The 26728-nt window shown below is 66.9% G+C and carries 28 protein-coding genes; 21 read left to right on the forward strand and 7 right to left on the reverse strand.

The features are described 5' to 3' along the window. Nucleotides 1–20: 20 nt before the first annotated feature. The 9 genes from AU192_RS17620 to AU192_RS17660 all read left to right on the forward strand — a co-directional run bounded on the left by AU192_RS17620 (nucleotide 21) and on the right by AU192_RS17660 (nucleotide 8742). Entirely contained in the window at nucleotides 21–434 is a 414-nt protein-coding gene (locus AU192_RS17620) for a cytochrome c maturation protein CcmE (RefSeq protein WP_082695050.1), read from the forward strand. Further along, nucleotides 431–2368: a heme lyase CcmF/NrfE family subunit gene (locus AU192_RS17625; RefSeq protein ID WP_064398451.1), complete on the forward strand. Its 1938-nt coding sequence runs from the start codon at nucleotides 431–433 to the stop codon at nucleotides 2366–2368. Before AU192_RS17620 ends, AU192_RS17625 begins: the two co-directional genes overlap by 4 nt. Continuing rightward, on the forward strand, nucleotides 2365–2931 hold the full coding sequence (locus AU192_RS17630) for a TlpA family protein disulfide reductase (protein ID WP_064398454.1): 567 nt from the start codon (nucleotides 2365–2367) through the stop codon (nucleotides 2929–2931). Before AU192_RS17625 ends, AU192_RS17630 begins: the two co-directional genes overlap by 4 nt. After that, nucleotides 2928–3830: a cytochrome c-type biogenesis protein CcmH gene (locus AU192_RS17635; protein ID WP_064398457.1), complete on the forward strand. Its 903-nt coding sequence runs from the start codon at nucleotides 2928–2930 to the stop codon at nucleotides 3828–3830. Before AU192_RS17630 ends, AU192_RS17635 begins: the two co-directional genes overlap by 4 nt. A gap of 81 nt (nucleotides 3831–3911) precedes the next feature. Continuing rightward, a complete protein-coding gene (locus AU192_RS17640; protein WP_207544953.1) occupies nucleotides 3912–5000 on the forward strand; it encodes an SDR family oxidoreductase in 1089 nt (362 codons plus the stop codon). Further along, nucleotides 4997–5443, forward strand: coding sequence for a hypothetical protein (locus AU192_RS17645; RefSeq protein WP_064398459.1), 447 nt, complete (start codon nucleotides 4997–4999; stop codon nucleotides 5441–5443). The genes AU192_RS17640 and AU192_RS17645 overlap by 4 nt, the downstream gene beginning before the upstream one ends. Further along, nucleotides 5440–6822, forward strand: coding sequence for a sugar porter family MFS transporter (locus tag AU192_RS17650; protein WP_064398461.1), 1383 nt, complete (start codon nucleotides 5440–5442; stop codon nucleotides 6820–6822). The genes AU192_RS17645 and AU192_RS17650 overlap by 4 nt, the downstream gene beginning before the upstream one ends. Beyond that, nucleotides 6822–7514 carry a DUF4396 domain-containing protein gene (locus tag AU192_RS17655; protein WP_064398463.1) on the forward strand — a complete coding sequence of 231 codons (693 nt, stop codon included), beginning with the start codon at nucleotides 6822–6824 and terminating at the stop codon, nucleotides 7512–7514. The genes AU192_RS17650 and AU192_RS17655 overlap by 1 nt, the downstream gene beginning before the upstream one ends. 1 nt (nucleotide 7515) lies before the next feature. Further along, nucleotides 7516–8742, forward strand: a complete 1227-nt coding sequence (locus AU192_RS17660; protein ID WP_064398464.1) for a cation:proton antiporter — start codon at nucleotides 7516–7518, stop codon at nucleotides 8740–8742. On the opposite strand, the gene AU192_RS17665 is transcribed toward AU192_RS17660, so the two are convergent. Continuing rightward, the gene (locus AU192_RS17665) at nucleotides 8735–10540 is read right to left on the reverse strand and encodes a glycoside hydrolase family 15 protein (protein WP_064398467.1); all 1806 of its coding nucleotides are present in this window, start codon (nucleotides 10538–10540) and stop codon (nucleotides 8735–8737) included. The genes AU192_RS17660 and AU192_RS17665 overlap by 8 nt on opposite strands. A gap of 107 nt (nucleotides 10541–10647) precedes the next feature. Between AU192_RS17665 and AU192_RS17670 the strand changes: the two genes are divergently transcribed. Beyond that, nucleotides 10648–11160, forward strand: a complete 513-nt coding sequence (locus tag AU192_RS17670) for a DUF421 domain-containing protein (RefSeq protein WP_064398469.1) — start codon at nucleotides 10648–10650, stop codon at nucleotides 11158–11160. 23 nt (nucleotides 11161–11183) lie between these two features. Here AU192_RS17670 and AU192_RS17675 read toward each other — a convergent pair whose 3' ends face one another. Both AU192_RS17675 and AU192_RS17680 read right to left on the reverse strand, forming a co-directional pair. Next, the gene (locus tag AU192_RS17675; protein ID WP_341271758.1) at nucleotides 11184–11663 is read right to left on the reverse strand and encodes a nitroreductase family deazaflavin-dependent oxidoreductase; all 480 of its coding nucleotides are present in this window, start codon (nucleotides 11661–11663) and stop codon (nucleotides 11184–11186) included. Between the two features lie 173 nt (nucleotides 11664–11836). Continuing rightward, nucleotides 11837–12430, reverse strand: coding sequence for a TetR/AcrR family transcriptional regulator (locus AU192_RS17680; protein ID WP_064398473.1), 594 nt, complete (start codon nucleotides 12428–12430; stop codon nucleotides 11837–11839). A 264-nt stretch (nucleotides 12431–12694) separates the two neighbouring features. Here AU192_RS17680 and AU192_RS25995 point away from each other — a divergent pair, with 264 nt between their 5' ends. After that, nucleotides 12695–12952: a metal-dependent hydrolase gene (locus AU192_RS25995; RefSeq protein ID WP_242656971.1), complete on the forward strand. Its 258-nt coding sequence runs from the start codon at nucleotides 12695–12697 to the stop codon at nucleotides 12950–12952. 395 nt (nucleotides 12953–13347) lie between these two features. Then, entirely contained in the window at nucleotides 13348–13791 is a 444-nt protein-coding gene (locus AU192_RS17690; RefSeq protein ID WP_064398840.1) for a hypothetical protein, read from the forward strand. A 60-nt stretch (nucleotides 13792–13851) separates the two neighbouring features. On the opposite strand, the gene AU192_RS17695 is transcribed toward AU192_RS17690, so the two are convergent. The 3 genes from AU192_RS17695 to AU192_RS17705 form a co-directional block, all read right to left on the reverse strand. Continuing rightward, the gene (locus AU192_RS17695) at nucleotides 13852–14898 is read right to left on the reverse strand and encodes an NAD(P)-dependent alcohol dehydrogenase (protein ID WP_064398475.1); all 1047 of its coding nucleotides are present in this window, start codon (nucleotides 14896–14898) and stop codon (nucleotides 13852–13854) included. 133 nt (nucleotides 14899–15031) lie between these two features. Then, the gene (locus AU192_RS17700) at nucleotides 15032–15307 is read right to left on the reverse strand and encodes a YciI family protein (protein ID WP_064398843.1); all 276 of its coding nucleotides are present in this window, start codon (nucleotides 15305–15307) and stop codon (nucleotides 15032–15034) included. Between the two features lie 10 nt (nucleotides 15308–15317). Beyond that, on the reverse strand, nucleotides 15318–16433 hold the full coding sequence (locus AU192_RS17705; protein ID WP_064398477.1) for an iron-siderophore ABC transporter substrate-binding protein: 1116 nt from the start codon (nucleotides 16431–16433) through the stop codon (nucleotides 15318–15320). 158 nt (nucleotides 16434–16591) lie between these two features. Here AU192_RS17705 and ctaD point away from each other — a divergent pair, with 158 nt between their 5' ends. Both ctaD and serB read left to right on the forward strand, forming a co-directional pair. Further along, entirely contained in the window at nucleotides 16592–18337 is a 1746-nt protein-coding gene (ctaD, locus tag AU192_RS17710) for an aa3-type cytochrome oxidase subunit I (protein ID WP_064398845.1), read from the forward strand. Nucleotides 18338–18349: 12 nt separating this feature from the next. After that, a complete protein-coding gene (gene serB / locus AU192_RS17715) occupies nucleotides 18350–19591 on the forward strand; it encodes a phosphoserine phosphatase SerB (protein ID WP_064398479.1) in 1242 nt (413 codons plus the stop codon). Nucleotides 19592–19723: 132 nt separating this feature from the next. On the opposite strand, the gene yczR is transcribed toward serB, so the two are convergent. Next, nucleotides 19724–21166 (reverse strand): MocR-like transcription factor YczR, encoded by a 1443-nt coding sequence (gene yczR, locus AU192_RS17720; RefSeq protein WP_064398480.1) that lies wholly within the window; start codon nucleotides 21164–21166, stop codon nucleotides 19724–19726. Between the two features lie 64 nt (nucleotides 21167–21230). Here yczR and AU192_RS25735 point away from each other — a divergent pair, with 64 nt between their 5' ends. The 7 genes from AU192_RS25735 to AU192_RS17750 are packed head-to-tail and all read left to right on the forward strand — an operon-like array spanning nucleotide 21231 to nucleotide 26698. Further along, on the forward strand, nucleotides 21231–21386 hold the full coding sequence (locus tag AU192_RS25735) for a hypothetical protein (RefSeq protein WP_165593316.1): 156 nt from the start codon (nucleotides 21231–21233) through the stop codon (nucleotides 21384–21386). Continuing rightward, nucleotides 21379–22197, forward strand: a complete 819-nt coding sequence (gene yczE / locus AU192_RS17725) for a membrane protein YczE (RefSeq protein WP_082695054.1) — start codon at nucleotides 21379–21381, stop codon at nucleotides 22195–22197. The genes AU192_RS25735 and yczE overlap by 8 nt, the downstream gene beginning before the upstream one ends. Then, a complete protein-coding gene (locus tag AU192_RS17730; RefSeq protein WP_064398482.1) occupies nucleotides 22155–22997 on the forward strand; it encodes an ABC transporter ATP-binding protein in 843 nt (280 codons plus the stop codon). Before yczE ends, AU192_RS17730 begins: the two co-directional genes overlap by 43 nt. Next, nucleotides 22994–23839 carry an NUDIX hydrolase gene (locus AU192_RS17735; RefSeq protein WP_064398484.1) on the forward strand — a complete coding sequence of 282 codons (846 nt, stop codon included), beginning with the start codon at nucleotides 22994–22996 and terminating at the stop codon, nucleotides 23837–23839. The genes AU192_RS17730 and AU192_RS17735 overlap by 4 nt, the downstream gene beginning before the upstream one ends. Beyond that, on the forward strand, nucleotides 23836–24483 hold the full coding sequence (locus AU192_RS17740; protein WP_064398486.1) for an enoyl-CoA hydratase: 648 nt from the start codon (nucleotides 23836–23838) through the stop codon (nucleotides 24481–24483). The genes AU192_RS17735 and AU192_RS17740 overlap by 4 nt, the downstream gene beginning before the upstream one ends. An 11-nt stretch (nucleotides 24484–24494) precedes the next feature. After that, entirely contained in the window at nucleotides 24495–25532 is a 1038-nt protein-coding gene (locus AU192_RS17745) for a class I SAM-dependent methyltransferase (RefSeq protein WP_423202706.1), read from the forward strand. Further along, nucleotides 25529–26698, forward strand: coding sequence for a THUMP-like domain-containing protein (locus AU192_RS17750; protein WP_423202707.1), 1170 nt, complete (start codon nucleotides 25529–25531; stop codon nucleotides 26696–26698). The genes AU192_RS17745 and AU192_RS17750 overlap by 4 nt, the downstream gene beginning before the upstream one ends. The last annotated feature ends 30 nt before the right edge of the window (nucleotides 26699–26728 follow it).

Consider the following 26728-nt stretch of genomic DNA (forward strand, 5'->3'; position numbering starts at 1 on the left):
GTGCTGACCCGGGAACGACGATGAGGCGGCGTCGCCCCCGGAGTCCGGCCGTTGTGCTGGGCCTGCTGGTCGTCGCCGCTGTCGCGGTCCTGGTGACGGCGAGCCTGCAGGACACCGTGGTGTACTACCGCACGCCGACGGAGGTGCAGCAGACCTCCGATTCGGTTGGCCGGACCGTGCGGCTCGGTGGCCAGGTCATGCCCGGCTCGTTGCGTAACACCGGGCAGGGCACCGAGTTCAGGCTCGGCGACGGGCACACCTCGATGGTCGTCGTCACGACCGGCACGCTGCCGGACACGTTCCGTGAAGGGCAGGGAGCCGTGGTGGAAGGCGTCGTGCAGCCCGGCGGCACCCTTGAGGCGGGCGAGGTCGCCGTCAAGCACTCCAACGAGTATCGCCGTCCCACACCGGTCGGCGCCGCGGACTCCCGGTGATCTCGGCGGTCGGCACGCTCACGTTGGCGGTGGGACTGGCCGCCACACTGGCGTGGACTCTGCTCTGGGTCGTGGTTGCGCTGACGGGAACCAGGTTGCGGATCGCGAGAATCGCCACTCTCACGACCCTGTTGGCGGCGCTCGCGGCCTGCGCGGCCCTGGAGTGGGCACTCATCTCACACGACTTCAGCGTCCGTTACGTCGCCGAGAACGGCGGTCGCGACGTACCGGTGTACTTCACCGTCACCAGCCTGTGGTCGGCGCTCGACGGGTCGCTGTTGCTGTGGCTGGTGTTGCTGGCCACCGCAGGCGTGGTGCTGGCATGCGCATCGGCGACGACCGCGCCCGACCATCGCGCGTGGGCGATGGTGGTGACGGGCTTCGTCGGCGTCTTCTTCTTCGCGCTCGCCTACTTCGCGGCCAACCCCTTCGAGCCCAGCACGGTGATCCCGGTTGACGGGCCAGGACCGAACCCGCTGCTGCGCGAACACCCCGCGATGGGGATTCACCCACCCCTTCTCTACGCGGGATACGTCGGGATGGTGGTGCCGTTCGGTTATGCGCTGTCAGCCCTTGTTCTCGGCCGCGACGACGATCGGTGGCTGAGGCCCGCCCGGCGTTGGGCACTGGCGGCGTGGTCGGTGCTGACCCTCGGCATCGTGCTTGGTGCCTGGTGGTCCTACGCCGTGTTGGGCTGGGGGGGTTACTGGGCGTGGGACCCGGTGGAGAACGCCGCGCTGCTTCCGTGGCTGACCGCAACCGCTGCCCTGCACGTCTCCATGGGCCGACCGCGGTCGGCGGTGACCGAATGGGCGGTCGGCCTGTTCAGCACGACCTTTGTCCTCGTGTTGATCGGCACGTTCCTCACCCGGTCGGGGGCGGTGGCCAGTGTGCACAGTTTCACCGAATCGCCGTTGGGCCCCATGCTGTTGGCGTTCGTCGTGCTGACGGTGGCGGTGGTCGCCGGCCTTCTCCTCTTCAGTGCACGTGGGTCACGCGCGGTCGGCGATGCCCCCGACTGGCGATCCCGCGACACCGGCTTCCTCTGCAACGCGGTCCTTCTCGTTGCGGTCGCGGCGGTGGTCCTTGTCGGCACGCTGTATCCACTGATCACCGAGTTGCTTTCAGGTACCCGTTCCGCGGTGGGAGCCGGTTACTACAACCGGGCGACCGCACCGCTGCTGCTGGCCCTCATGCTCGTAATGGGTCTCGTTCAGCTGCAGCCTGTCCCCGGCGACGCTCGACGGCGACTGCGCGCACGCGCGGCGCTTCCGACCGCCGCCGGTTTGGCCACCGTCATCGTCGTCGGACTGTGGTCCGGCGCAGACACCTTGTCTCTGTTGGCCTTTGGCTTGGCCGCGTTCGTGTTGACCGGTGCCATCGCCGTGTGGTTCTCGCCCCGTCGCCGGCACGCACGCGCCGGACTTCTGGCGCACGCAGGAGTCGCCGTCGTCGCAGTCGGGATCGCCGCGTCGGCGTTGGGCTCGGGTGTGGCATCGGCGCAACTGGAAATCGGCGACGCGGTCAGTGTCAACGGCGTCTCCGCGCGGCTGACGGGAATCGACCGACAACCCGGTGCCGACCGGATGACCGTCGCCGCCCATCTCACCCTCGACCGGGACGGTCGAGCGTTCGGCGACTTATCCCCTGTGCTGCACTACTATCCACGCCGCGACACCACCGTCGGCGCCCCGGCGATCAGGTCCCGACCGTGGGGTGACGTGTACACCACCGTCACCGCCGTCGACCAAGACGGAATGCGCGCGACGATCCGGCTCGCCGTCAATCCGTTCGTTCCACTCATCTGGCTCGGCGGCGTGATCATCGCTGCGGCGGGCGCGTTCGCGCTCATCCGGCGCAACGCCACCGCCGCCGCGAACCACGATCGCGACCCGGCCGACGATCCCACCCGTGCGATGGGCAGCGCGCCGTGAGCCCGCACAAGGTGCGCTTGAGCCTGCGGATCCTGCTCGCCGCCGCGGTCGTGGCGGCCGTCGGTGCGGTGCTGGCCGCCGGGTTGCGGACGCAGGCATCGAGCGGCGGGGCGGGGACGGCGACGCTGCCGGTCACCCAAGAGCTGAACAAGCCTGTGCCCGCGCTGAGCGGAAAGACGTTGCAGGGCCAGCCTTTCGACGTCGACGCGTTGCGGGGCCGCGTCGTGGTCATCAATGTGATGGCGTCGTGGTGTGCGCCGTGCCGGGCCGAGCTGCCCACCCTCGCGGCCGCGGCCCAGCGTTTCGATGCCGACGATGTGCGAATCGTCGGCTTGGCGATGCGAGACGACACCGGAGACGCGCTGGCTTTGTTGCGGGAGACCGACGCGGAGCGGCTCACCGTGATTGCTGATCCGGACGGCACCCGAGCCGTCGAACTCGGTGTGCGGGGCGTGCCCGAGACATTCGTCGTCGACCGCTCCGGAAACCTACGGCTGCATGCGTTCGGCCCGATCACCGGGGAGTGGTTGGACAAGCACTTACGGCGACTGGACTCGACGTGACGGGGCGTGCGCCAAAGTTGCTGACCGCGCTTGTGTTCGCGTTGTTGGCTTTCGGTGCGGTGCTAATACTCGCCGAATCCGTCGGCCGGGGATCGGGTGATCCGGCACAGGAGATCGCCGCGGGGCTGTCCTGCCCTTCGTGCGCGGGACAGTCGGTGGCAGAATCCGATTCGCCGGTGGCGGTGAGCATGCGGCACACGATTGCGCAGCAGTTGAGCCAGGGACGGACACCCGACCAGATCAGAAACTGGTTCGTCGGTCGGTACGGGCCCGACGTGTTGCGTACCGGTTCGGGCACCGGACCGTCGGCGCTGTGGCTGGTCCCCTTGGTCGCGGTGGCCGGCGTCACAGCGGTCGCTCTCGTGGCGCGCCGGACGCAACTCGCCTCGATCACCGGCGCGCGCCGGCCCGGTATCACCGTGCACCGGCGGGCGGTGTTCGTTTCGGTCGGCGCCCTCGCCACGGTGGTGGTGGCCGGTGTCGCGCTCAGCGGACGGTGGATCGACCCGCCGCCGGACGCCGCTGAACCGGTCGCGGCATCCGCGCCGGGTTCAGTGGCCGGTCTCGTCGCCACCGCGGAAGATGCGGAATCCAGAGGGGATTTCGCTTCGGCCGCCGAAGCGTACCGAAGTGCCGGTCAGCTGTCGGAGGATCCCGCGATCCGGTTACGCCAAGCCTTCAGTCTGTTGCGGGCAGAACAACCCGAATCCGCAATCGAGGTCGCCGATGCGGTGGTGAGGGCCAATCCGAAGGATCCCGACGCCATGCTCATCCTTGGCCTTGCCCAGCGGGCGTCCGGAGATCCGGCCGCCGATCAGACCCTGAGACGTTTTCTTGCGCTGAGGCCGACACATCCCGCCGCCGGGGAAGTCGGCCGCTTGCTCGGCGTCGGGGGGTAGTCAGGAGATTTCACGTATCGGCACACCATCGCTGGGTAGTCAAAGCAGCGCACGGAAATCGAGTGAGATCGGGAGTGTCGGATGACGAACGTCTTGTCGCAGATCGCCGGCCGCGTCGGCGGAGCCGATGTTGACCTCCGCCTACGCCGTACGGCCATCACCGTGGCGGTGACCGGCGCGAGCGCCGGCATCGGTCGCGCGGTCGCCAGGGAATTCGGGGCCGAGGGAGCACGCGTCGCATTGATCGCACGGGGGCGCGCCGGGCTGGAGGCGGCGGCCGACGAGGTCGAAAAGGCCGGCGGGACCGCGCTGGTCGTGCCGGCCGACGTGGCCAATCCCGATGAACTGGATGCCGCCGCCGATCAAATCGAGGACACGTTCGGCCCGATCGACGTGTGGGTGAACGGCGCGTTCGCCACGATCTTCGCGCCGTTCGACCAGACCACCCCCGAGGAATTCCGGCGGGCCACCGAGGTGACCTATCTCGGATTCGTCTACGGCACGATGGCCGCGCTCAAGCGAATGAAGCCGAGGAACCGGGGCACTATCATCCAGATCGGATCCGCGCTGGGAATGCGGTCGATCCCCTTACAGTCGGCGTACTGCGGTGCCAAGCATGCGATCAACGGATTCACCGAATCGCTGCGTACCGAGTTGATGCACGACCACAGCAACGTGAACGTCACCGTCGTGCAGATGCCCGGAGTCAACACCCCACAGTTCTCATGGGTCCGGTCGAAACTGTCGGGACACCCCCAGCCGGTGGCACCGGTGTACCAGCCCGAGATTCCCGCCAAGGCGGTGGTATACGCGGCCAAACATCCCAAGCACAAGCAGTATTGGGTGGGCGCCAGCACGGTGCTGACCCTGATGGGGCAGCGGATGGTGCCTGCGCTTCTCGACCGGTACCTGGCTCGCACGGGATTCTCGTCGCAGCAGACCGACGAGACCATCGACGGTCGCGCCGGAAACCTGTTCGAACCACTCGACGCGGAGGCAGGCACCGATCACGGCGCCCACGGCGTATTCGACGAGAAAGCGCACGCGTACAGCCCGGCGTGGTGGCTGCGAAGCCACGCGCGCCCACTCGCGGCGGCAGCGGTCGCGGGTTCCGTCGGGGCCGCCGCGGGCCGCACCGTGCTGGAGCGGCGGGGAGCACGCGAGCGATGACCTCGTTGGCGATCGTGCGCGCCGTCTACGGCGTAGCGCTGCTCGTCGCTCCGGACATGTTCCACGGGCGGCCCAGGACCGAGCGGCTGACCACCGCGACCCGGCGGTCGATGCGCATTCTTGCGGCACGCCAACTCTTCGAGGCCTCGGTGTGCGGCGTCGATCCCTCCAAGTGCCTGCTCCGCATGGAGGCGGTGGTCGACGTGATCCACGCGGGGACGATGGTGGTCGTGGCGGCTGCGACGAGTCACGCGAGCACCCGCCGCGCCGCGGCGGTGAACGTGGCGACCGCGGCGCTGTTCGTCGGTGCGGATACCGTGGCGGCGCGACGCGCACGATCGGACCACGCGTCTCCTTCGGGGGCGAACAACCTGCTGCTCGCGCGCGACCGGGTCGCCGGATGGTGCTGCCGCACGCTGCCGTATCCGGTGGGCTCGAAATGAGCGGATTCATCACCGAGGTGCGCCGGACCGGAAACGGCCTGCTACTGCGCGTCTGCATCATCGCCGCCATCGGCGGGTTATTGTTCGGATACGACACCGGGGTGATCTCGGGTGCCCTTCTGTACATCAAAACGGACTTGCACGCGAACGATTTCGAGCAGGAGGCCATCGTCGCGGCGGTATTGCTGGGCGCCATGTGCGGTGCCGCGGCGTCGGGCTACCTCGCGGACCGGATCAGCCGCCGATGGACCAAGGTGCTGTCCGGGACCGTCTATCTCGTCGGCGCGCTGGGCTGTGCCTTCGCGATCAGCGCGCCGATGCTGATCGGGTTTCGGTTCCTGCTCGGCCTGGCGGTCGGCACCGCGTCCTTCGTCAGCCCGCTCTACATCTCCGAGATGGCACCGCCGCGTATCCGCGGCGGGCTGGTTTCGTTCAACCAATTGGCCATCACCTCGGGCATTCTCGTGGCCTACCTGGTGAACTTCGGGTTCAAGGATCTCGACGCGAACTGGCGGTGGATGCTCGGGGTGGCGGCGTTGCCCGGTGCGGTTCTCGCGGTCGGGATGCTGTCGGTACCGCAGACCCCGCGCTGGCTCGTGGAGGCCGGCCGCAAGGACAAGGCACGAGAGGTGTTGCGGCGGTTACGGTCGGGGGATCGGGACGCCGACATCGACGACGAGCTCGCCGGCATCGAGCAAGCCAGTGAGCAGGAGGGTAAGGCGTCGATACGCGATCTCATCCGGCCGGGGTTGCGGCCGATGCTGATCGTCGGCCTGGTGCTCGCGCTGGCCCAGCAGTTCGTCGGCGTCAACACGGTGATCTACTACGCGCCCACCATTCTGTCCGACACCGGGATGTCGGCTGGTGGGGCACTCGCGCGAACCGTCTTCGTCGGCGTGACGAACGTAGTCTTCACGATCGTTGCGGTACTCCTGCTGGATCGCGTCGGTCGGCGAAAGTTGCTCATCACCGGCACAATCGGCATGATCGTCGGCTTATTGACGCTTGCCGTCTACTTCGCTTGGGGGACTCTGCAGCAAAACGCCGGCTACCTGGCCCTGGTCGCCTTGATGGTCTTCATCGCGTCCTTCGCGATCGGGCTGGGTCCGGTGTTCTGGCTGATGATTTCGGAGATCTTCCCCATCGGCGTGCGGAGCAAAGCCATGGCAGTCTGCACGATCGTGAACTGGGGCGCGAATTTCATTGTGGCGCAGACCTTCCTCACGCTCGGAAATCTCATCACGCGACAGGGTGTGTTTTTCCTGTATGCGGCGCTGGCCGGACTCGCATTGCTCGTCTTCGCCCGCTGGGTTCCGGAAACTCGTGGCCGATCGCTCGAGGACATCCAGGCTGAACTCGCATCGGGCGACTCGAAGTGATGGCGGACACGTGGCTCGACCGGGTAGCGTGGGTTGCACTCGGCATCGCGGCGCTCTGCGCGATAGCCATCATCGCCGACATCTACCTGGGCGGGTACCGACAGCGCATGAGGGTGATGGAGGCCGTGTGGCCGGTCACCGCACTGTATTTCGGTCCGATCGCGGTATGGATGTACCTGCGATTCGGCAGACCGAACAGTCAACGCTGGTTGAAACGAAACGGTGCCGAACAGCCTCCGGACAAGCCCAAGTGGGCGACCACCGCAATCGGTGTCAGCCATTGCGGTGCGGGTTGCACGCTTGGCGACATCATCGCCGCCACCGCGGTCTTCTTGCTGGGCCTCGAACTATGGGGCCGTGCTTTGTGGCCGGAGATGATCGGTGACTACGTTGCCGCCCTCGCCCTCGGAATTCTGTTCCAGTACTTCGCCATCGCACCGATGCGGGGCCTTGGACCGCGGAAGGGACTTGTCGCCGCGGCGAAGGCAGATGTGTTGTCGCTCACCGCATTCGAGGTCGGACTGTTCGGGTGGATGGCGCTGATGTCGTTCGTGTTCTTCCGGTCGTCTCCAGTGCACCCCGACAGCCCGGTGTACTGGTTCATGATGCAGATCGGAATGATCGTTGGCTTTGTGACGGCTTGGCCGGCCAATGTCTGGCTCATCCGGCGCGGGATCAAAGAGGCCATGTGACGTGGCGCTGGTGCTGGCCTTCGGTGTGGTGCTGCTGCTCAGCGTGTCCTTGTCGGGGCTGGCCGCCCGAACGGTGCTGTCCACGGCACTGATGTTCCTGGTCGCCGGAGCGCTCGTGGGATCCGGTGGTCTCGGGTTGGCCGCGATCGAGCCAAGGGACCCGATCGTGACGACGCTCGCCGACATCGCGTTGTTCACGGTGCTGTTCAGCGACGGCCAACGAGCCGGCTTGCCAGCGTTGCGCGAGAACTGGCGGCTTTCTGGCCGCGCGCTCGGCCTTGGAATGCCCCTGACCATGGTGGGCATCGCGCTTCCGGCTCACTTCTTGAGCGGATTCGATTGGCCCACATCGCTCCTGATCGGTGCGATCCTGTCGCCGACCGATCCGGTGTTCGCCTCGGCGTTGGTCGGGCGATCCGACATCCCGCTTCGGTTACGCCGCCTGCTCAACGTCGAATCCGGGTTGAACGACGGATTGGCACTGCCTTTCGTGCTCATCTTCCTTGCCACCGCTCAGCACACCGAGTCCCACCCCGGACAGGTGGCGATCGAGCTTGCGCTCGGGCTGGTGATCGGGATCGTCGCAGCCGCATGTGTGGCCTGGGCGTGGCGGATCGAAGTGCTCACCGCGGAACCGCGGTTGCAGCCGCTCGGCCCGGCAGCGCTCGCCGTCGTTGTGTACGCCACGTGTCATCTGACCCACGCGAATCCGTATCTGGCCGCATTCGCCGCCGGGTCCACCCTGGCGACAATGGACGGGGTGGCCGCCGACAATTTCCGACCCTTCGGGGAGCTGCTCTCGGAGAGCACCAAATTCGCGGCGCTGCTCGTCTTCGGCGCGCTCATCACCCCGGAGAGGCTCTCGCATCTGGGTTGGCGGGAATGGCTCATACCCGTGATCGCGATCGTGCTGGTGCGCCCGGCCTCACTGCTGCTGTCGATGCTGCGAACACGGTTGCCGGCCCGCGAACGGTGGACGGCGGCATGGTTCGGGCCGAAGGGATTCGCATCGGTCGTTTACGGTATGCATGCCTTGCAAGCCGAATTGCCCTACAGCCAAGCGGTGTTCGACGTTGTCGCCGCTACCATAGTCTTGTCGATCGTGCTTCACTCCACGACCGACGTGCCGGTGGCCAGGCTCTTGCGGGTAGAGCCGCCTGACGATCTTCCGGGCGCCTCCGCGGAGACCGCCGCCGAGCCGCGGACCCAGAACGCAGCAACTAGTTGACGTCCTGTTCCTCACCACCGGCCGAGGTGATCGTCGTCGAGCCCGCGAGGTGACGAGCCGTGTTGATGAGACCGACAAGGCTGAAAGCCTGCGGCGTGTTGCTGACCTGTCGAGAAGCGCCCGTGTCGAACTCCTCGCTGAGCATCCCGACGTCGTTGCGGAGATCGAGGAGACGTTCGAACAGTTCGACGGCCTCGGCCGTGCGGCCGGTGCCGTGGAGTGCATCGGCGAGCCAGAAGCTGCAGGCGAGGAACGCCCCTTCCTGGCCAGGCAGTCCATCGGTGGTGTCGTCGTTGCGGTATCTCAGCAGCAGACCGTCACGGGACAGTTCGGTGCGCACGGTGTCGATCGTTCCTCGGACCCGAGGGTCGGACCACGGTAGGAAGCCGACCCGCGGGATGAGCAACAGCGCGGCATCGACATTGGTCGACCCATAGGACTGGGTGAAGGTGTTGCGCTCGGAATTGAAACCGTTGGCGCACACGTCGTCGTGGATCTGGTCGCGGAGCTTTCCCCAATGCTCGGCCGGCCCGTCGAGACCATGATGCTCGACGCTTCGCACGGCGCGGTCGACACCGGCCCACGCCATGACCTTGGAATGCACGAATTGGCGTGGTTCGCCGCGGATCTCCCACAGGCTGCTGTCGGCATCCTGCCAATGGCCTTCCAGGTAGTCCAGCAACGCGCGCTGCACGTCCCATGCCGAGTCGTCGGTGTGCAGCCCAGCCTCTCGCGCCAGATGCAGGCCGTCGAGCACTTCACCGTAAACATCGAGCTGGAACTGCCGGCCCGCGCTGTTGCCGATGCGCACGGGTGAGGAGTCCCGGTAGCCGGACAGCCACGGCAGCTCCTCTTCACGGACGCGGCGCGCCCCGTCGAGCGCGTACATGATCTGCAATCGAGCCGGGTCCCCGGCGACCGCGCGGACCAACCACTCACGCCATGCGGACGCCTCGTCGTGGTATCCCGCCCCGAGCAGCGCCTGCAGGGTAAAGGTGGCGTCGCGGAGCCAGCAGTATCGGTAATCCCAGTTGCGGCTTCCGCCAATCATTTCGGGCAGTGATGTCGTCGCCGCCGCGACGATTCCGCCGGTCGGAGCGTAGGTCAGTGCCTTCAGGAAAAGCAACGAGCGGCGTACTTCCTCGGCGTACCGGCCCGTATAACGGCAGCGCGAGATCCATTGTGTCCAAAATTGTTCGGTGTCGCGGAGCGCCACTTCGGCATCCACGATCTCCGGCGGCGGCAGATGCGACGGGCGGTGGGTCAGAACGAACGGTACGCGTTCGCCCTTGGACACGGTGAACTGGGCCGTCGTCTTCAGATGATCGCCGTGGCAGGCGATCGGAGTGCGCAGATACACCGAGTCCGGTCCCGCTATGGCAACGAGGTCCCCGCCTTTTCGCCGAACCCGAGGCACGATATGGCCGTAGTCGAAGCGCAGTTGCAATGACATCTGCATCACGACATCGCCGTCGAGACCCTCGACTATGCGCACGACATCTGGACTCTCTCCGCGCGGCGGCATGAAGTCGAGCACCCGTACCGCCCCGCTCCTCGTCTTCCACTCGCTTTGCAAGACCAGGGAATCGCCGCGATAAGCGCGTCGCGTCACCCGGTCCACGTCTGCGGGTGCGATACTCCATCGACCGGAATCCGGATCGCCGACGAGCGCGGAGAAACACGCGGGCGAATCGAAACGCGGCAGGCACAGCCAGTCGATCGAGCCATCGCGACCGACGAGCGCCACCGACTGCAGGTCGCCCAGCAGCGCGTAGTCCTCGATGGCCGATGCGGTCACTTTGGGCGCGGTACCCGGGAATTAGCGTCGTATACCCGATGCCTTCGTTTTGGTTGACCGTCGTGGGGTCACCCTGTGCCACAGACTCGCGGAAAAGGGGTACGGCCGTGACTGGATTCGGACAGATCTTCATCGACAGCTGGCAACAGCCGCTGCACGCCGCGGTGAAAGTCCTTGCGTTGTTCTTGACGGCCATGGTGGCGTTTCGGTTCACGCAGCGCCGAACGATCGGAGAATTCACCCCGTACGACTGGGTGGCCGCAGTCGCCGCCGGTGCAATCGTCGGCCGGGTCGCGACGGCGCCAGACACTTCCTGGCTCACGGGGGCGGCCGCGCTGCTCACTTTGATCGCCGCACATGACCTGGTGAGCAGATTACGGTTCGTCGACGCGGTGCAGCGCCTCGTCGATCCGCCTGTGCGCGTGCTCATTCGCGACGGCGAAATCAACGACCGCAATCTCAAGCGCTCCGGCATCACCCGGGGAGACCTCGATGCGATACTTCGTCGGCATGGGCACACCGAACCCGACGACGTCCGACTGGCCCTGTTCGAGGCGAAAGGCACGGTTTCTGTCTTCGCCGCAGACGGGAACGCCAGGCCCGTGGTCGACAAGCTGTGACGGCAACAGCCGCAGCGGACCGATCAGGCGCTGATCGTGGGTTCCGGACGGAATGCGACGATCGGGAGCTGCCGGACCAGTCGCGCCCTCGCCGAGTCGGTGCCGTCGTAACGCCAGCCGACGAGCGCGCTGATGAGTCTGCGAATCACCGGTGCTGCGAACCGGTTTCGGCGTTCGTAGTCCTCGAGCATAGCCACCGCTTCGTCCTGCTGAAGGATGCGCTGCTCCGGGATGAACTGATGGCGGCCCACCACGATCTCCTCGGCGCCCCCCTCTTCGATGTTGCGGAACCAGTCGGACGACGGCCCGTTTCCCGCAATCACCATCACCTCGTCGCGGAGATCGTTCCTTCCGATCACCTCCAAGACCGTGTGATACCTCTTCCCGGATCTCCTACCGCGATGGGTGAGGCGCAGGAACCGTGAACCGAGCATCCAGCCGAGGCTACGGCCATAGAGCCCGAGTAACGCACGCGAAAGAGCCGGCGGTACACGAATCGACATGTCGACATCACCCTCCTCGTATTGAGCGCCCAATACGGAAGGGAGCCACGCGGCGACCGGGCGCTCGATGTCGTCGCTCAGCAGTTCCCTGCCGGCTGGACCACAACGTACGGATAACTCCCGATAGAGGTAGACAGACCTGTCTTCACTCAAACGTGCGGGCGTCGATCGTCCTAGCCGCCGCGTGCCCGGTGGTCAGCGGTGTGTTCCTCGATGAGACGGGCCGCGATGGGTTTCGCGCGACGGGCGGACTCGACATCGCCTTCGGCGGCGCACACGATGCTTCCCTTAAGCAGAATGTTGAGGCTCCAGGCGAACTCCTTGGCGTCGCGAAGGCCGGCACGTTCGGCACGCTCCCGAAGGATGTCACGGATGTTGTCCAGGTGGGCGATGCACGCCTTGCCGACACGGCCCTGGGCGCCTACCTCGAACAGAACCTTGACGAAAGAGCAGGCTTCGTAATCGGAGCGGTGGTGAAACCACTCATCGAGGACATCGAACATCGCCAAGAGCTGCTCTTTGGGATCCTCGGTGCGCTCGGTGGGCTGCCGATCGATCACCTCGGCTGTCCACACCTCGGCGCGTCTGTCCATGAACGCGAGCACGAGGTCGTCTTTGGAAGGAAAATGCCGATAGAGAGTGGCTTTTGCGACTCCGGCCCTCGCGACGACCTCGTCGACGCCGACGTCGCCGATCCCCCGGTGGGTGAACAGTTCGTAGCTGGTACCGATGAGCCGCTCACGGGCACTGGGCGCTTCGGACGTCATGCGAAACTCACCTTCTCGAGCTCGGCCTCAGATTGCTCGTTTAGAGACAGATCGGTCTGTCTGTAGATGATGCATCGGGGCCGTCGAATCCAACAAGGCAACCGGAGCGTCGGTACGGACGACCGCGCCCCGGTAACCCTGAGATCGACGGACACGCAACGCGGAAGGCGGGAGGGCGCTGATGCCTGAGGAGGAGTTGCATCACGACGGGCACCCGGCGTTTCGGCGCCAGGTCCGTTTCGATTGGTCAAACCTTCCGGTGCAGTGGGTGCCGGGCGACCCTTTCGCCACACACTGATCAACGTCCTGCACCTCCTGCTGCCCGAGGGGGAGCGCCACTTCATCAAGGCTGTCCTTGAGGCGTCATCGCTGGTCGACGACCCGGAACTGGAGGCGGCCATCAAACCGTTCATCCAGCACGAGTCCTGGCACGCAAGGGCACACCAGGTGGTCTTGGACCGATTGGCCGAGCAGGGGATCGACACCGACCAGTACACCAGTCGCCTGGGCCGAACGCTTTAGGTGATGCTCGGCGATCCGCCGCGGTTCTTCCCTCCGCCTTTAAAGCGATGGTGGTTGTATCACCGCCTGCCCGACGTGGCCTCGCTCGAACATTTCACCGCCGTGCTGGGCCAGTGGATACTGCGGAACAAGGGGCTGGAGAACGCCGGGGCGGAACCCGGAGATGCTCGATCTGTTGCGCTGGGACTACCGCGGCGCGATCGCCGCGGGCGCTGCGTTTCCGCCCCGCCTTCAGGAGCAGTTCGCCTAGCAGGTCCTAGGCAATGGGCGACGAGCGCCTGGACTCCAAGACCTGCGCGACCGGCCGACTTTGCGGGAAAGCGGCCTGGCATCATCGCCGCCGTGAGACGATTCGCGGCGCAGGGTAATGGCGTAGCACGACGGTGGAGACGGGCATGATTCGGCAGGCAGTGGCGGCATTGGGCGCCTCCATTCTCGGTGCGGTATTCCTGGCGCCGCCGGCGGCTGCCGACACGGGGCAGCAGGTGCTTCTGCAGTCCGGGGCCGTGAGGTGTCTGCTCAGCGCGGACGACACGACGTTCGGCGGCGGGCCGACGACCGTGTGCGCGTTGACGAACGGACAGCCGTGGGGAGAGGCGCCGTACGAGACGTCCAAATGGAACCAGCGGCTGAACCTCGCAGTCGTCCGCGGCACGGGTGAGTTCTACTGGGACCGAGGTCTTATCGCCGAACCGGCCACCCCACCCGTGGCTGTAGACAGCGGGACGTTCCGGACCAACGGATGGACCGTTGAGGCGGAAGGGTTCCGCACGCGCATCACCAACGACGCCAGCCGCCACGGCGTCTTCGTCAACGAAGCGATCGTGCGTCAATTCTGACGGCGCTACTCCGAGAGGTTCCCGCCGACATCGGCCACCGCGCATCGGCGGAATCGATGACTACGTGCGCAGCGTCTGCGTATCGATCACGAAGCGGTAGCGCACATCGCTGGCGACCACCCGCTCATAGGCGTCGTTGATGTAATCGGGTGTGATGACCTCGATCTCGGGTCGCACGGCGTGCTCGGCACAGAAGTCGAGCATCTCTTGCGTCTCGGCGATACCGCCGATCAATGAGCCTGCGAGGCGGCGCCGACCGGAGATCAGCGCGCCGGCGGGTACCGACATGGGGTTCTTCGGCATACCCAGTTCGACCATCGTGCCGTCGAGTGCGAGCAGTCCGAGATAGCGGCCCAAGTTGAGGTTGGCCGACACCGTGTTCAGGATCAGGTCGAACGATCCGCGCAGCGTGGAGAATGTTTCCGGGTCGGAGGTCGCGTAGTACTCGTCGGCACCGAGGCGCAGCCCGTCCTCCATCTTCTTCAGCGACTGGCTCAGCACCGTCACATGTGCACCCATCGCGTGCGCGAGCTTGACGCCCATGTGGCCCAGCCCGCCCAGACCGATGACCGCCACGCGGGTTCCTGGCCCCGCATTCCAGTGGCGCAGAGGCGAATACAACGTGATCCCTGCGCACAGCAGCGGTGCCGCCGCGTCGAGCGGGAGGCTCTCGGGGATGCGCAGCACGTAGTTCTCGTCCACCACGATCGCGCCGCTGTAGCCGCCCTGTGTCGGCTCACCATCACGACCGATCGCGTTGTAGGTGCCGACCATGCCCTTGGCGCAGTACTGTTCGTCGCCCGCGCGACACTGCGCGCATTCGCGGCAGGAATCGACGAAGCAGCCGACGCCGACGCGGTCGCCGACCTTGAATCCGGTGACCTCCGATCCGACCTCGGTGACGATGCCGGCGATCTCGTGCCCGGGAACCACGGGATAGTTCGCGCGGCCCCACTCGTCGCGGACGGTGTGGATGTCGGAGTGACAGATGCCCGCGAAGTGGATGTCGAATGCCACGTCGTGCGGTCCGACCTCGCGTCGGGTGATGGTGGTTTTGACCAGTGGTTCGGACGCCGACGGTGCGGCATATGCGGCGACGGTGCTCATTACGACCTTCTTCTTTTCGTTCCGATTGACTATCGACAAAGCCGTCGCTGATGCTGCGACCGGCCTGCAACGACCAACAGAGCGGCTTGCCCCGATGATTCCTGCCCACGCTGTGAGTTTTCTCCCAGGCCCGCTAGAGACCGGTGGCCCGGAACGCCCCGTTGAACGACAGCCGTTCGTATCGCGCGACGCCAGCGGCCGTGTAGGGATCACGGGCGACGATGTCCTGCGCCTGCTCGGCATCCATGTCGCCGGTGATCAGAACGGCGCCCGACTCGTCCTCCAGGCGGCCCGCCAACACGATCCGGCCGGCGCTGACCTCGTCCTTGAGCCATTCGAGGTGAGCGGGCCGGGTTTCGTTGACGACCTCGGGCGGTTGCAGATAGGTCGATTTCAGGACGTGGAACACGTCGACCACGCTAATTGATCGGGGCGTTGAGCCATTGCAGGTCGGCGAGCATGCCGCGTGCGGCCACGATGTTCTCTCCGGTCTGCCACACCTCGTTGTTGACCGCGAAGACCCGGCCGTCCCGCGTCGCGCCCAGCTTCTTCCACGCATCGCTCTCCAACACCGCGGGCGCGCGGTCGCGCGCAGCAGGCGAGTCGAAGGACACGTAGACGATGTCGCCGTCGGCGATCGACAGATCGGGATTGTCGGCGAGGTCCGTGTCGGTGACTCCCACCTCGATGTAGGGCTTGTCGGTGAAGCGTTGTGTCACAGGGCGATCGACGCCGACGTCGGCCAGCACGCTGCCCGGGAAGGTCTCGACACCGTAGACGCGCATCGTGGTGTCGGTGAACTGCACGACCGACGCCTGGAAGTGGGTGGCGTCGTTGTCGGCGCCGGTCTTGTCGGCCGCGCGCTCGAATCCCTCGACCAACCCGTTCGCGGCGTCCTGTCGCCCGGTCGCGGCGCCCACGGTGCGCAGGTTGTCCTGCCACGCCGCTCCGGGCGGGCCGGAGAACACCGTCGGCGCGATGTCGGAAAGCGGCCCGAACGCTTCGGGCGTCAACGCCTGAGAACCAAGGATCAAGTCGGGTGCGGCTGCCCGGATGCCGTCGAGGTCCGGTTCGCTGCGGGCGCCGACGCCCGGCACGTCGTGAATGACCTGGCCCAGGTACGACGGCTGGCTGTCCGAACCGTCGGGCAGCGCCGCGGCCACAATCCGCGACTGCAGTCCCAACGCGCACAGAGCGTCGAGCTGGTCGCCGGACAGCACCACGATGCGCTGTGGGTCGGCGCGCACCATGGTCTCGCCCGCGGCGTGGCGCACCATGCGCTCGGGGGGACCCGGGTCCACCGGTGCCGGTTCAGCCGGACACGATTCGTCGGGGCGCCGCTGATTGCCCAGCACCCCGGCGCCGGCGATGCTCGTCGTGCTGGTGACGATCGTCTGCGGGGCGGCGGTGCCTGACGACTCCCCATCGGGGGAGCCGCAGCCGCTCATCACGGTCATGCCGACGGCGGTCGCGAGCGCGGCCAGGCCCAGCATCCTGGCGGCCACGAGGCCCCTGCGCGCTCGGCCGATCAACACGTCGCCGACGGTAACATCCGGCCAGCTCCCGGGCAGGAAGCCGCGTGCTGGCAAATTACGACGCTTTGTAGGACCCCCGGGCATTCATGATCGGCGGACCGCTAGGATTCATCGAGACAACCCCGGGGATGTCCCGACCTGGATGTATGGAGGACCTGTTGGTAGCCGAAGCGCCCCCTATCGGAGAACTCGAGGTACGGCGTCCGTTCCCGGAGCGACTCGGCCCCAAGGGCAACCTGATCTACAAGCTCATCACCACCACCGATCACAAGATGATCGGCATCATGTACTGCGTCGCCTGCTTCATCTTCTTCTTCATCGGCGGGCTGATGGCGCTGTTCATGCGGACCGAGCTGGCGATGCCGGGACTGCAGTTCCTGTCCAACGAGCAGTTCAACCAGCTGTTCACCATGCACGGCACGGTGATGTTGCTGTTCTACGCGACCCCGATCGTGTTCGGCTTCGCCAACCTGGTGCTGCCGCTGCAGATCGGCGCCCCCGACGTCGCGTTCCCCCGGCTGAACGCCCTGTCGTTCTGGCTGTTCGTGTTCGGCGCCCTGATCGCGATCTCCGGTTTCATCACCCCCGGTGGCGCGGCCGACTTCGGCTGGACGGCGTACGCGCCGCTGAGCAACGCGATCCACTCACCGGGCGCCGGCGGTGACCTGTGGATCCTGGGTCTGGCCATCTCGGGTCTGGGCACGATCCTCGGCGGCGTGAACATGATCACGACCGTGGTGTGCATGCGCGCACCCGGTATGACGATGTTCCGGATGCCGATCTTCACCTGGAACATCCTGGTGACGTCGATCCTGGTGCTGCTGGCCTTCCCGTTGCTGACCGCCGCGCTGTTCGGGCTGGCGGCCGACCGCCACCTCGGCGCGCACATCTACGATCCCGCCAACGGCGGTGTGCTGCTGTATCAGCACTTGTTCTGGTACTTCGGCCACCCCGAGGTGTACATCATCGCGTTGCCGTTCTTCGGCATCGTCAGCGAGATCTTCCCGGTGTTCAGCCGTAAGCCGATATTCGGCTACACCACGCTGATCTACGCGACCATCGCGATCGCCGCGCTGTCGATCGCGGTGTGGGCACACCACATGTACGCCACCGGTGCGGTGTTGCTGCCCTTCTTCTCGTTCATGACGTTCCTGATCGCCGTGCCTACGGGTATCAAGTTCTTTAACTGGATAGGCACGATGTGGAAGGGCCAGTTGACGTTCGAGTCACCGATGTTGTTCTCGATCGGGTTCCTGCTGACGTTCCTGTTGGGCGGCCTGTCGGGTGTGCTGCTGGCCAGCCCGCCGCTGGACTTCCACGTCACCGACAGCTACTTCGTCATCGCGCACTTCCACTACGTGCTGTTCGGCACGATCGTGTTCGCCACCTACGCCGGCATCTACTTCTGGTTCCCGAAGATGACGGGCCGCTTGCTCGACGAACGGCTCGGCAAGCTGCACTTCTGGCTGACGTTCATCGGGTTCCACGTCACGTTCCTGGTGCAGCACTGGGTGGGCGACGAGGGCATGCCGCGCCGCTACGCGGACTACCTGCCGACCGACGGGTTCACCACGCTGAACGTCGTGTCGACCATCGGCGCCTTCATTCTGGGCATCTCGACGCTGCCGTTCGTGTGGAACATCTTCAAGAGCTGGCGCTACGGCGAGCCGGTGACCGTCGACGATCCGTGGGGTTATGGCAACTCGCTGGAGTGGGCGACCTCATGCCCGCCGCCGCGGCACAACTTCACCGAGCTGCCCCGAATCCGTTCGGAGCGCCCCGCGTTCGAGCTGCACTACCCGCACATGGTGGAGCGGATGCGCGCGGAGGCACACGTCGGACGCAGCCATGGGCCCGCGGACGGGGATGTGACCCGGCTGGACGACGCGAACGTCCGCACCTGACACGATTGCGGCATGACCGGTAAATCACGCGAACGCGCGTCGCTGCTGATCACGGTCACCGGCCGCGACCAACCCGGCGTCACCTCGGCGTTGTTCGAGGTGCTGTCGCGTCACCAGGTCGAGTTGCTCAACGTTGAACAGGTCGTGATCCGCGGCCGGCTGACCTTGGGTGTGCTGGTCGCGGGATCGACGGAGGTCGCGGGTAGCGCCGAGCTTCGTGACGCCGTGACGGCGGCGATCCGCGAAGTGGGCCTGGACGTCACGATCGAACGCAGCGACGGCGAGCCGGTCATGCGGGAACCGTCGACGCACACGATCGTCGTGCTCGGTCGTCCGATCACCGCCGAGGAGTTCGGGGTGGTGGCCCGCGAACTCGCGCGGCTCGGGGTCAACATCGACACGATCGGTGGCATATCGGATTACCCGGTCACGGGATTGGAGCTGCGGGTCTCGGTGCCGTCCCGCGCGGTCTACGACGAACTGCAGCAGGCGCTGGCGCGCGTGGCGGTCGCCCAGGAGATCGACGTCGCGCTCGAGGACTTCAGCCTGACGCGACGAGCCAAGCGGCTCATCGTGTTCGACGTCGACTCGACCCTGATCCAGGGTGAGGTGATCGAAATGCTGGCGGCCAAGGTGGGCGCCGAGGCCGCGGTCGCCGAGGTCACCGAGGCCGCCATGCGCGGCGAACTCGACTTCGCCGAATCCCTGCACCGGCGCGTGGCGACACTCGCCGGCCTGCCTGCGTCCGTGCTCGACGACGTCGCCGATCAGATCGAGTTGACGCCCGGTGCCCGTACCACGCTGCGCACACTCCGGCGGCTGGGATACCACTGCGGCATCGTCTCGGGCGGCTTCCGTCAAGTCATCGAACCGCTGGCGCACGAGTTGATGATGGATTTCGTCGCTGCGAACGAGCTCGAGATCGTCGATGGCAAATTGACCGGCCGGGTGATCGGCCCCGTCATCGACCGGCCCGGAAAGGCTAAGGCGCTGAGGGATTTCGCGCAGCAGGCCGGTGTGCCGATGGAACAGACGGTGGCCGTCGGCGACGGCGCCAACGACATCGACATGCTCGCCGCCGCCGGTCTGGGTGTGGCGTTCAACGCCAAGCCGGCGCTGCGGGAGGTCGCCGACGCGTCGCTGAGCCAGCCGTACCTGGATACGGTGCTGTTCATCCTCGGCGTCACGCGCGGTGAGATCGAGGCCGCCGATGCCGTCGACGGTGTGGTGCGCCGGGTCGAGATCCCCGACTGAACAGGGCCTTTCGTGGGGCGCGAGCGACCGCATTTGTACGCGAGAACGCGGCGTGTCGCGGGACAAACACGGGCGCTCACGGACTGCGCGTGTGGGCCCACCCGGACTGCGTGTGGGCCCACCCGGACCTTTCTAGACCACGACGGTCGTCGGCTCCGGCGCCGAGAGCCCGGTGACGCTGCGCCACGACCGCGCCAGCAGTTCCACCGCCTCACCCAACTGCTCCTCGGGTAGCGCGTACGGCACGCGGACGAACCGTTCGAGGGTGCCGTCCACGCCGAACCGCGGGCCCGCGGGCAGGTCGAGACCCAGCCGGGAGGCCGCCGCCGACAGCGCGGTACTCATCGGGGCAGGCAGCCGCACCCACAACGACATGCCGCCGGCGCCGGGGCCGGGCTCCCAGTCGGGCAGGTGCTGACTCAGCAGCGACTGCAGATAGGCGCGACGGCTTCGCAAGATCTCGCGCCGCTCCGGCAGCAACTCATCACGCCGAGCGAGAAGCCTTGCCGCAGCGTACTGTTCGAGCACGGCGGTACCCATGTCGATCGACGGTCGCAGCGCGGCGATGCTGGCGATGGTGGCGCGCTCTGCACGGATCCAGCCGACCCGCAGCCCACCCCAGAACGACTTCGACATCGAGCCGACGGTCAGCACCAGATCGCGTCGCGACGTCATCTCACCCGCAACCGGGCCGGGCGCCGGCTCGTCGAGCCACATGTCGAGGATCGTCTCGTCGATGACGGTGCGGGTGCGGGTTTCGGCAATGATGCGCGCCAGCCGCTTCCGGTCCGCGGCGGGCATCGTCATACCGGTCGGGTTCTGGTTGTCGGGGATCAGGTACGCCAGCGTCGGCGACATCTGGTGCAGCGCGTTCTGAAGCGCGTCGAAATCCCAGCCGGTTTCGGTCATCGCGACGGGGACGGGGCGGGCGCCTGCGGTCATGATCGAGGACAGCGCACCGTGGTACGTCGGTTGTTCGACGAGTACGCGGTCTCCGGGCTGAACATATGTCGTCAGGATCAGCCCGATGGCGTGCAACGCCCCCGTCGTCACCATGATCTCATCCGGCTCGGTGGGAAGCCCACGCTCGCAGTACCTTTCGGCGATCGCCTGTCGCAGTGCGGGAACGCCGACGAGTTCGTGCCCCGGCGCGTGCAGATAGGGCGTGACGTCGCGGGTCGCCTCTGTGAAGGCCTCCATCACCGCGGCGGCGGGAGCCGACAACGCGGCCGCGGCCAAGCTCACCGACGGCGCGGCGGGCTCGACGCGCGCCGCAGGTGCAACGGGTAGCGCGGTGGTGCTGCGGGCGCCGCGGCGCGCGACGAGATACCCGTCTTCCTGCAGCTGGGTGTAAGCGGCGGTGACCGTGGTACGTGACACCCGCAGCGTGTCGGCGAGTGCGCGTTCGCTGGGCACCCGCGCCCCGACGGGAACGCGTCCGTCGATGATCAGCAGGCGAAGAGCGTCGGCCAGACCCTGGTAAGCCGGTCCACTCCGACTGGACGTCCGCCAGTTGCCCAACTCGCGGGCCAGAAGGTCCACATCGAGCGTTCGGGCGGGCAATTCAAGTGTCATTACAGGCCAGTATCACCTAACTGGCTATTGAAAGGCAAGCCAGTTGAGGCTGAAGATGGAGGCCATGAGCTTGAACTGGATACCTCGCTTGAGCCGCCGCCTCGCCTCGACCCTGGCGTGGCAGCAGCCTGTCGCGCGCGCCAACTACGACGACCGCGACGCCGAACGCATAGCCCGCGAACTCGAACTCATCAAGGTGCGCTTCCCCCACCATGCGTAAAGGGGCCGTCCGCGGCCTGGCCCTTCTCGTCGGGCTGACCGGTTACGGCTTCTCGATGGCGGTCATGGTGCGCGCCGGGCTGGGACTGGATCCCTGGGACGTCTTCCATCAGGGTCTGGCCCGGCACACCGGGATGACGATCGGCGTGGCTTCGGCGGTCGTGGGCGTGGTCGTGCTGCTGGCCTGGATTCCGCTGCGCAACCGGCCCGGTGTGGGCACCGTGGCCAACGTCGTCGTCATCGCGGTCACGGTCGACGTCGCACTGTGGCTGCTTCCGACACCCACGTCGCTGCCGGTGCGCATCGCGATGATGGTGGGTGCGGTGGTGCTCAACGCGCTCAGCACCGTGCTCTACGTCGGCGCCGGCCTCGGGCCCGGGCCGCGCGACGGGCTGATGACCGGCCTGGTCGAGCGCACCGGGCTGTCGGTGCGCTTTGTGCGTACCTCGATCGAGGCGACCGTGTTGGCGGTCGGCTGGCTACTCGGCGGGACGGTCGGCGTCGGGACCGTCCTCTACGCGTTCGGGATCGGCCCGCTCGTGCAGTTCTTCTTGAGGATCACGCCGGAGAGGGTGGTGGCGGTGAGCGGGTGGGCTTCCGTGGCCGAGGCTCGCCGCAGGCGCGCGACAACTTCCGTCGCCGAGGCTCGCCGCAGGCGCGCGACAACTTCTGTCGCCGAGGCTCGCCGCAGGCGCGCGGGTGATTTGGACGTGCAATCGATCACTGGGCGAACGGAATCACGCCCCAGTCGCCTGTCTACGATGGGCGAGTGCCCGCCACCGAAGGAGATCCAGCCGACCCCGATGTGCTGATCGACTTCGCCAAGGTGTCGTTGCGGCGCGGGGGCCAGACCCTGATTGGCCCGATCACATGGGCGGTTGAACTTGACGAGCGCTGGGTGGTCATCGGCCCCAATGGCGCGGGCAAGACCTCGCTGCTGCGCATCGCGGCGGCGCTGGAGTACCCGTCGTCGGGGACGGCGTACGTGCTCGGTGAGCGACTCGGCCGAACCGACATGTCTGAACTGCGCTCGCGGGTCGGTCTGAGCAGTTCGGCGTTGTCGCAGCGGGTGCCCGACGGCGAGGTGGTGCGCGACCTGGTGGTCTCGGCCGGCTACGCGGTGCTGGGCCGCTGGCGCGAGGCTTACGACGACGTCGACTACGAGCAGGCGATCGACATGCTCGAAAGCGTCGGCGCCGAACACCTGGCAATGCGCACGTACGGCACGCTGTCCGAAGGCGAACGCAAGCGCGTGCTGATCGCGCGGTCGATGATGACCGACCCGGAACTGCTGTTGCTCGACGAGCCCGCCGCCGGACTGGACCTCGGTGGACGCGAGGAACTTCTGGCCCGGCTCGAGGATCTGGCCGCCGACCCCGATGCCCCGGCAATGGTGTTGGTGACCCACCACGTCGAGGAGATTCCGCGCGGTTTCTCACACGGGCTGATCTTGTCCGAGGGCAAGGTGGTTGACTCCGGGCTGCTGCCCGACGTGCTGACCGCCGAGAACCTTTCCAAAGCTTTCGGCCAGGCGATCATGCTCGAGGTCCTCGACGGGCGGTACTTCGCGCGTCGCGCCAGGAGCCGGGCCGCGCACAGGAGACGAGCATGACCGAAGAACCATTGACCCCGAGGCCCGCCTCGACCGTGATGCTGATCCGCGACAAGCGGGACGGGCTCGCGGGAGGAGTCGAAGTTTTCCTGATGCGACGGCACTCGGCGATGGATTTCGTCGCCGGCGTGATGGTGTTCCCCGGCGGCGGTGTCGACGACCGCGACCGCAACGCCGACATCGACTGGTTCGGTCCCGAACCCGACTGGTGGGCAAGGCGATTGAACGTGGAGCCGAACCTGGCGAAGGCGCTGGTGTGCGCCGCGGCGCGCGAGACGTTCGAGGAGTCCGGGGTGTTGTTCGCCGGGGCCGCCGACGATCCCGACATCCTGGTCGATGACGCCTCGGTCTACCACGAGGCACGCGCCGCGCTGGTCAACCGATCGCTGTCGTTCGCCGACTTCCTGCACCGCGAGAAGCTAGTGCTGCGCGCCGATCTGCTTCGGCCGTGGGCCAATTGGGTTACGCCGAAGGAAGAACGCACCCGCCGTTACGACACCTACTTCTTCGTCGGCGCCCTGCCGGAGGGCCAACGCGCCGACGGCGACAACACCGAGACCGACACGGCCGACTGGATCACCCCGCAGCAAGCGCTTGACGATTTCGCCGCAGGCCGGACGTTTTTGCTGCCGCCGACATGGACCCAGCTGGACTCGCTCGCCGGCCACACCGTCGACGAAGTGCTTGCCGTGGAGCGTCAGATCGTCTCCGTCACACCGCATCTCGCGGCGAACAAGGACACCGGCAACTGGGAGATCGAGTTCTTCGACAGCGACCGGTACAACGCCGCCCGCAACCGCCGCAGCCCCGAGGGCTACGGATCCGACGCGCGCCAGGCATGAGCGAGTTCGTCTCGGTCCACACCAGCGATGAGCGGCCCGGCATCGCCACGTTGCTGCTGTCGCGCCCGCCGACCAACGCCCTGACCCGTCAGGTCTACCGCGAGCTGACCTCCGCCGCGCGAAGCATCGGCGACCGCGACGACATCCATTCGGTGATCGTGTACGGCGGCCACGAGATCTTCTCCGCCGGCGACGACGTGCCCGAACTGCGCACCCTCAACGCCGAGGAAACCGACACGGCCACCCAGGCCTGCCGCGAGGCCGTCGACGCCCTGGCTGCCATCCCCAAACCCACGGTCGCCGCGATCACCGGTTACGCGTTGGGTGGTGGCCTGACGCTGGCGCTGGCGGCCGACTGGCGGGTCTGCGGCGACAACGTCAAGTTCGGTGTGACGGAGATCCTCGCCGGCCTGGTGCCCGCGGGCGGCACCGCCCGACTGGTCCGCACCGTCGGCCTCAGCAAGGCCAAGGAGCTGGTCTTCAGCGGCCGGTTCATCGACGCCAAGGAGGCCCACGCGCTGGGCCTCGTCGACCAGATGGTCGCGCCCGACGGCGTCTACGACGCCGCGTTGGCCTGGGCGCAACGGTTCGTCGAGCATCCGCCCCAGGTACTGGCTGCGGCCAAGGCGACGTTCGACCTCTAGGCTGCCCTGTTATGAGCTTTGAGGAAACCGACACTGTTTCTGATGTCGCCGGCTCCCCGGCTCCGGTGTCTGATGTCGCCGGCTCCCCGGCTCCGGTGCCGAACCCGCACGCCACCGCCGAGCAGGTGGAAGCTGCCCGCCACGACTCAAAACTGGCCCAGGTGCTGTACCACGACTGGGAAGCCGAGAGCTACGACGAGAAGTGGTCGATCTCCTACGACAAGCGCTGCGTTGACTACGCCCGCGATCTGTTCGATGCCACGGTCCCGTTCGCCGAACAGCGCAAGCTGCCCTACGACCGGGCGCTGGAGCTCGGGTGTGGCAGCGGGTTCTTCCTGCTCAACCTGATCCAGGCGGGCGTGGCACGGCGCGGTTCGGTGACCGACCTGTCCCCGGGCATGGTCAAGGTCGCCACCCGCAACGGCGAGAACCTCGGCCTCGAGATCGACGGCCGGGTGGCCGACGCCGAGGGTATCCCGTACGACGACGACACCTTCGACCTCGTCGTCGGCCACGCCGTGTTGCACCACATCCCCGACGTGGAACTGTCGCTGCGCGAAGTGGTGCGGGTGCTCAAGCCCGGCGGCCGGTTCATCTTCGCCGGCGAGCCGACGAACGCGGGGGAGAACTACGCCCGCCCGCTGTCGACGCTGACCTGGCGGGCGGTGACCAACGTGACGAAGCTGCCCGGGCTCTCGGGATGGCGTCGGCCACAAGCCGAACTCGACGAGTCCTCACGCGCGGCCGCATTAGAGGCGGTCGTCGATTTGCACACCTTTTCTCCGGGCGACCTGGAGCGCATGGCAAGCAGCGCCGGCGCCGTCGAGGTGTCGACCGCCACCACCGAGTTCACCGCCGCGATGCTGGGCTGGCCGTTGCGCACCTTCGAGGCCGCGGTCCCGCCCGGGCGATTGGGTTGGGGCTACGCGAAATTCGCGTTCCACAGCTGGATCGCGTTGAGCTGGGTTGACGCCAACCTCTGGAGCCGCGTGGTGCCGAAGTCCTGGTACTACAACGTCATGATCACAGGGGTCAAGCCAGCCGCGTGACGGTGGCGTTCGGCGTCGAGGACGTCGACTATCTGCGCAGCCCGGCGGGTATCGACGCGCTGCGGGAAATCGCCACGCTGCGGTTGACCGGTAACACGCTCGTCGCCGACATCGCTTCGGCGCGTAAGCGTTTCGGTCATCGAGCCGCCGTGCTGGTCGAGACCACGCTGCTGCGCCGCAAGGCGGCGGCCAAACTATCCAATCCCGATGGTTGGTTGTTCACCGACGAGGCCCTGCAGCAGGCCACCGCCGAACCGGTCGCCCGGCACCGCGCCCGTCGACTCAGCGGCACCCGGGTACACGACGCGACGTGCTCGATCGGCACCGAGCTGGCCGCGCTCCGCGAATCGGCAGACCTCGTCATCGGCAGCGATATCGATCCGGTGCGCCTGGCGATGGCGCGCAACAACGTCTACGGTGTGGACCTCTGCCGCGCCGATGCCCTTCGGCCCATCACGCACGGCACGGTCGTCGTTCTCGACCCGGCGCGGCGCAGGGCCGGACGCCGCCGGTTCGACCCGCGTGACTACGCGCCCCCGCTCGACGAACTGCTCGATGTCTACCGCCAACACAACACCGTCGTGAAGTGTGCTCCCGGAATCGATTTCGACGCCGTGAGGCGGTTGGGTTTCGACGGTGAGATCGAGGTGACGTCGCTGGCGGGCAGCGTGCGCGAAGCGTGCCTGTGGTCAGCCGGGCTCACCGAGGGTGGGGTCAGGCGTCGAGCCTCGTTGCTGGACACCGGCGAACAGGTCACCGACGACGAACCCGACGACTGCGCGGTGGCACCCGCGGGGACGTGGATCGTCGACCCGGATGGTGCCATCGTGCGCGCAGGGCTGGTCCGCCACTACGCGGCACGGCACGGACTGTGGCAGCTCGACCCCGACATCGCTTACCTGTCGGGCGACCAACTCCCGCCCGCTGTACGCGGCTTCGAGGTGCTCGACGAAGTCGCCTTCAGCGAACGGCGATTGCGGCAGGCCCTTTCGGCGCGCGAGGTCGGCGCAGTCGAGATCCTGGTGCGCGGCGTCGACGTCGAGCCCGACACGCTGCGGCCGCGGCTTCGCCTGCGCGGCTCACAGCAAGCTTCGGTAGTGATCACCCGCATCGGCACCGGAGGCGCAAGCCGGGCAACGGCATTCATTTGTCGTCCGTCGCGCTGAGCGTCCACGTATCCTTGCGGAGATGCGCCG

It is taken from the genome of Mycobacterium lehmannii (assembly GCF_001499925.1).
GTDB lineage: Bacteria > Actinomycetota > Actinomycetes > Mycobacteriales > Mycobacteriaceae > Mycobacterium > Mycobacterium lehmannii.

Bases quoted from the DNA above. Each gene is read 5' to 3' on its own strand.
- AU192_RS17740 (WP_064398486.1), top strand. From the start codon at position 23,836: ATGAGCGAGTTCGTCTCGGTCCACACCAGCGATGAGCGGCCCGGCATC.
- AU192_RS17675 (WP_341271758.1), bottom strand. From the start codon at position 11,663: ATGTCGATTCGTGTACCGCCGGCTCTTTCGCGTGCGTTACTCGGGCTC.
- AU192_RS25735 (WP_165593316.1), top strand. From the start codon at position 21,231: ATGAGCTTGAACTGGATACCTCGCTTGAGCCGCCGCCTCGCCTCGACC.
- AU192_RS17735 (WP_064398484.1), top strand. From the start codon at position 22,994: ATGACCGAAGAACCATTGACCCCGAGGCCCGCCTCGACCGTGATGCTG.
- AU192_RS17655 (WP_064398463.1), top strand. From the start codon at position 6,822: ATGGCGGACACGTGGCTCGACCGGGTAGCGTGGGTTGCACTCGGCATC.
- yczE (WP_082695054.1), top strand. From the start codon at position 21,379: ATGCGTAAAGGGGCCGTCCGCGGCCTGGCCCTTCTCGTCGGGCTGACC.
- AU192_RS17745 (WP_423202706.1), top strand. From the start codon at position 24,495: ATGAGCTTTGAGGAAACCGACACTGTTTCTGATGTCGCCGGCTCCCCG.
- AU192_RS17680 (WP_064398473.1), bottom strand. From the start codon at position 12,430: ATGACGTCCGAAGCGCCCAGTGCCCGTGAGCGGCTCATCGGTACCAGC.
- serB (WP_064398479.1), top strand. From the start codon at position 18,350: ATGACCGGTAAATCACGCGAACGCGCGTCGCTGCTGATCACGGTCACC.
- AU192_RS17645 (WP_064398459.1), top strand. From the start codon at position 4,997: ATGACCTCGTTGGCGATCGTGCGCGCCGTCTACGGCGTAGCGCTGCTC.
- AU192_RS17690 (WP_064398840.1), top strand. From the start codon at position 13,348: ATGATTCGGCAGGCAGTGGCGGCATTGGGCGCCTCCATTCTCGGTGCG.
- AU192_RS17650 (WP_064398461.1), top strand. From the start codon at position 5,440: ATGAGCGGATTCATCACCGAGGTGCGCCGGACCGGAAACGGCCTGCTA.
- yczR (WP_064398480.1), bottom strand. From the start codon at position 21,166: ATGACACTTGAATTGCCCGCCCGAACGCTCGATGTGGACCTTCTGGCC.
- AU192_RS17695 (WP_064398475.1), bottom strand. From the start codon at position 14,898: ATGAGCACCGTCGCCGCATATGCCGCACCGTCGGCGTCCGAACCACTG.
- AU192_RS17640 (WP_207544953.1), top strand. From the start codon at position 3,912: ATGACGAACGTCTTGTCGCAGATCGCCGGCCGCGTCGGCGGAGCCGAT.
- AU192_RS17620 (WP_082695050.1), top strand. From the start codon at position 21: ATGAGGCGGCGTCGCCCCCGGAGTCCGGCCGTTGTGCTGGGCCTGCTG.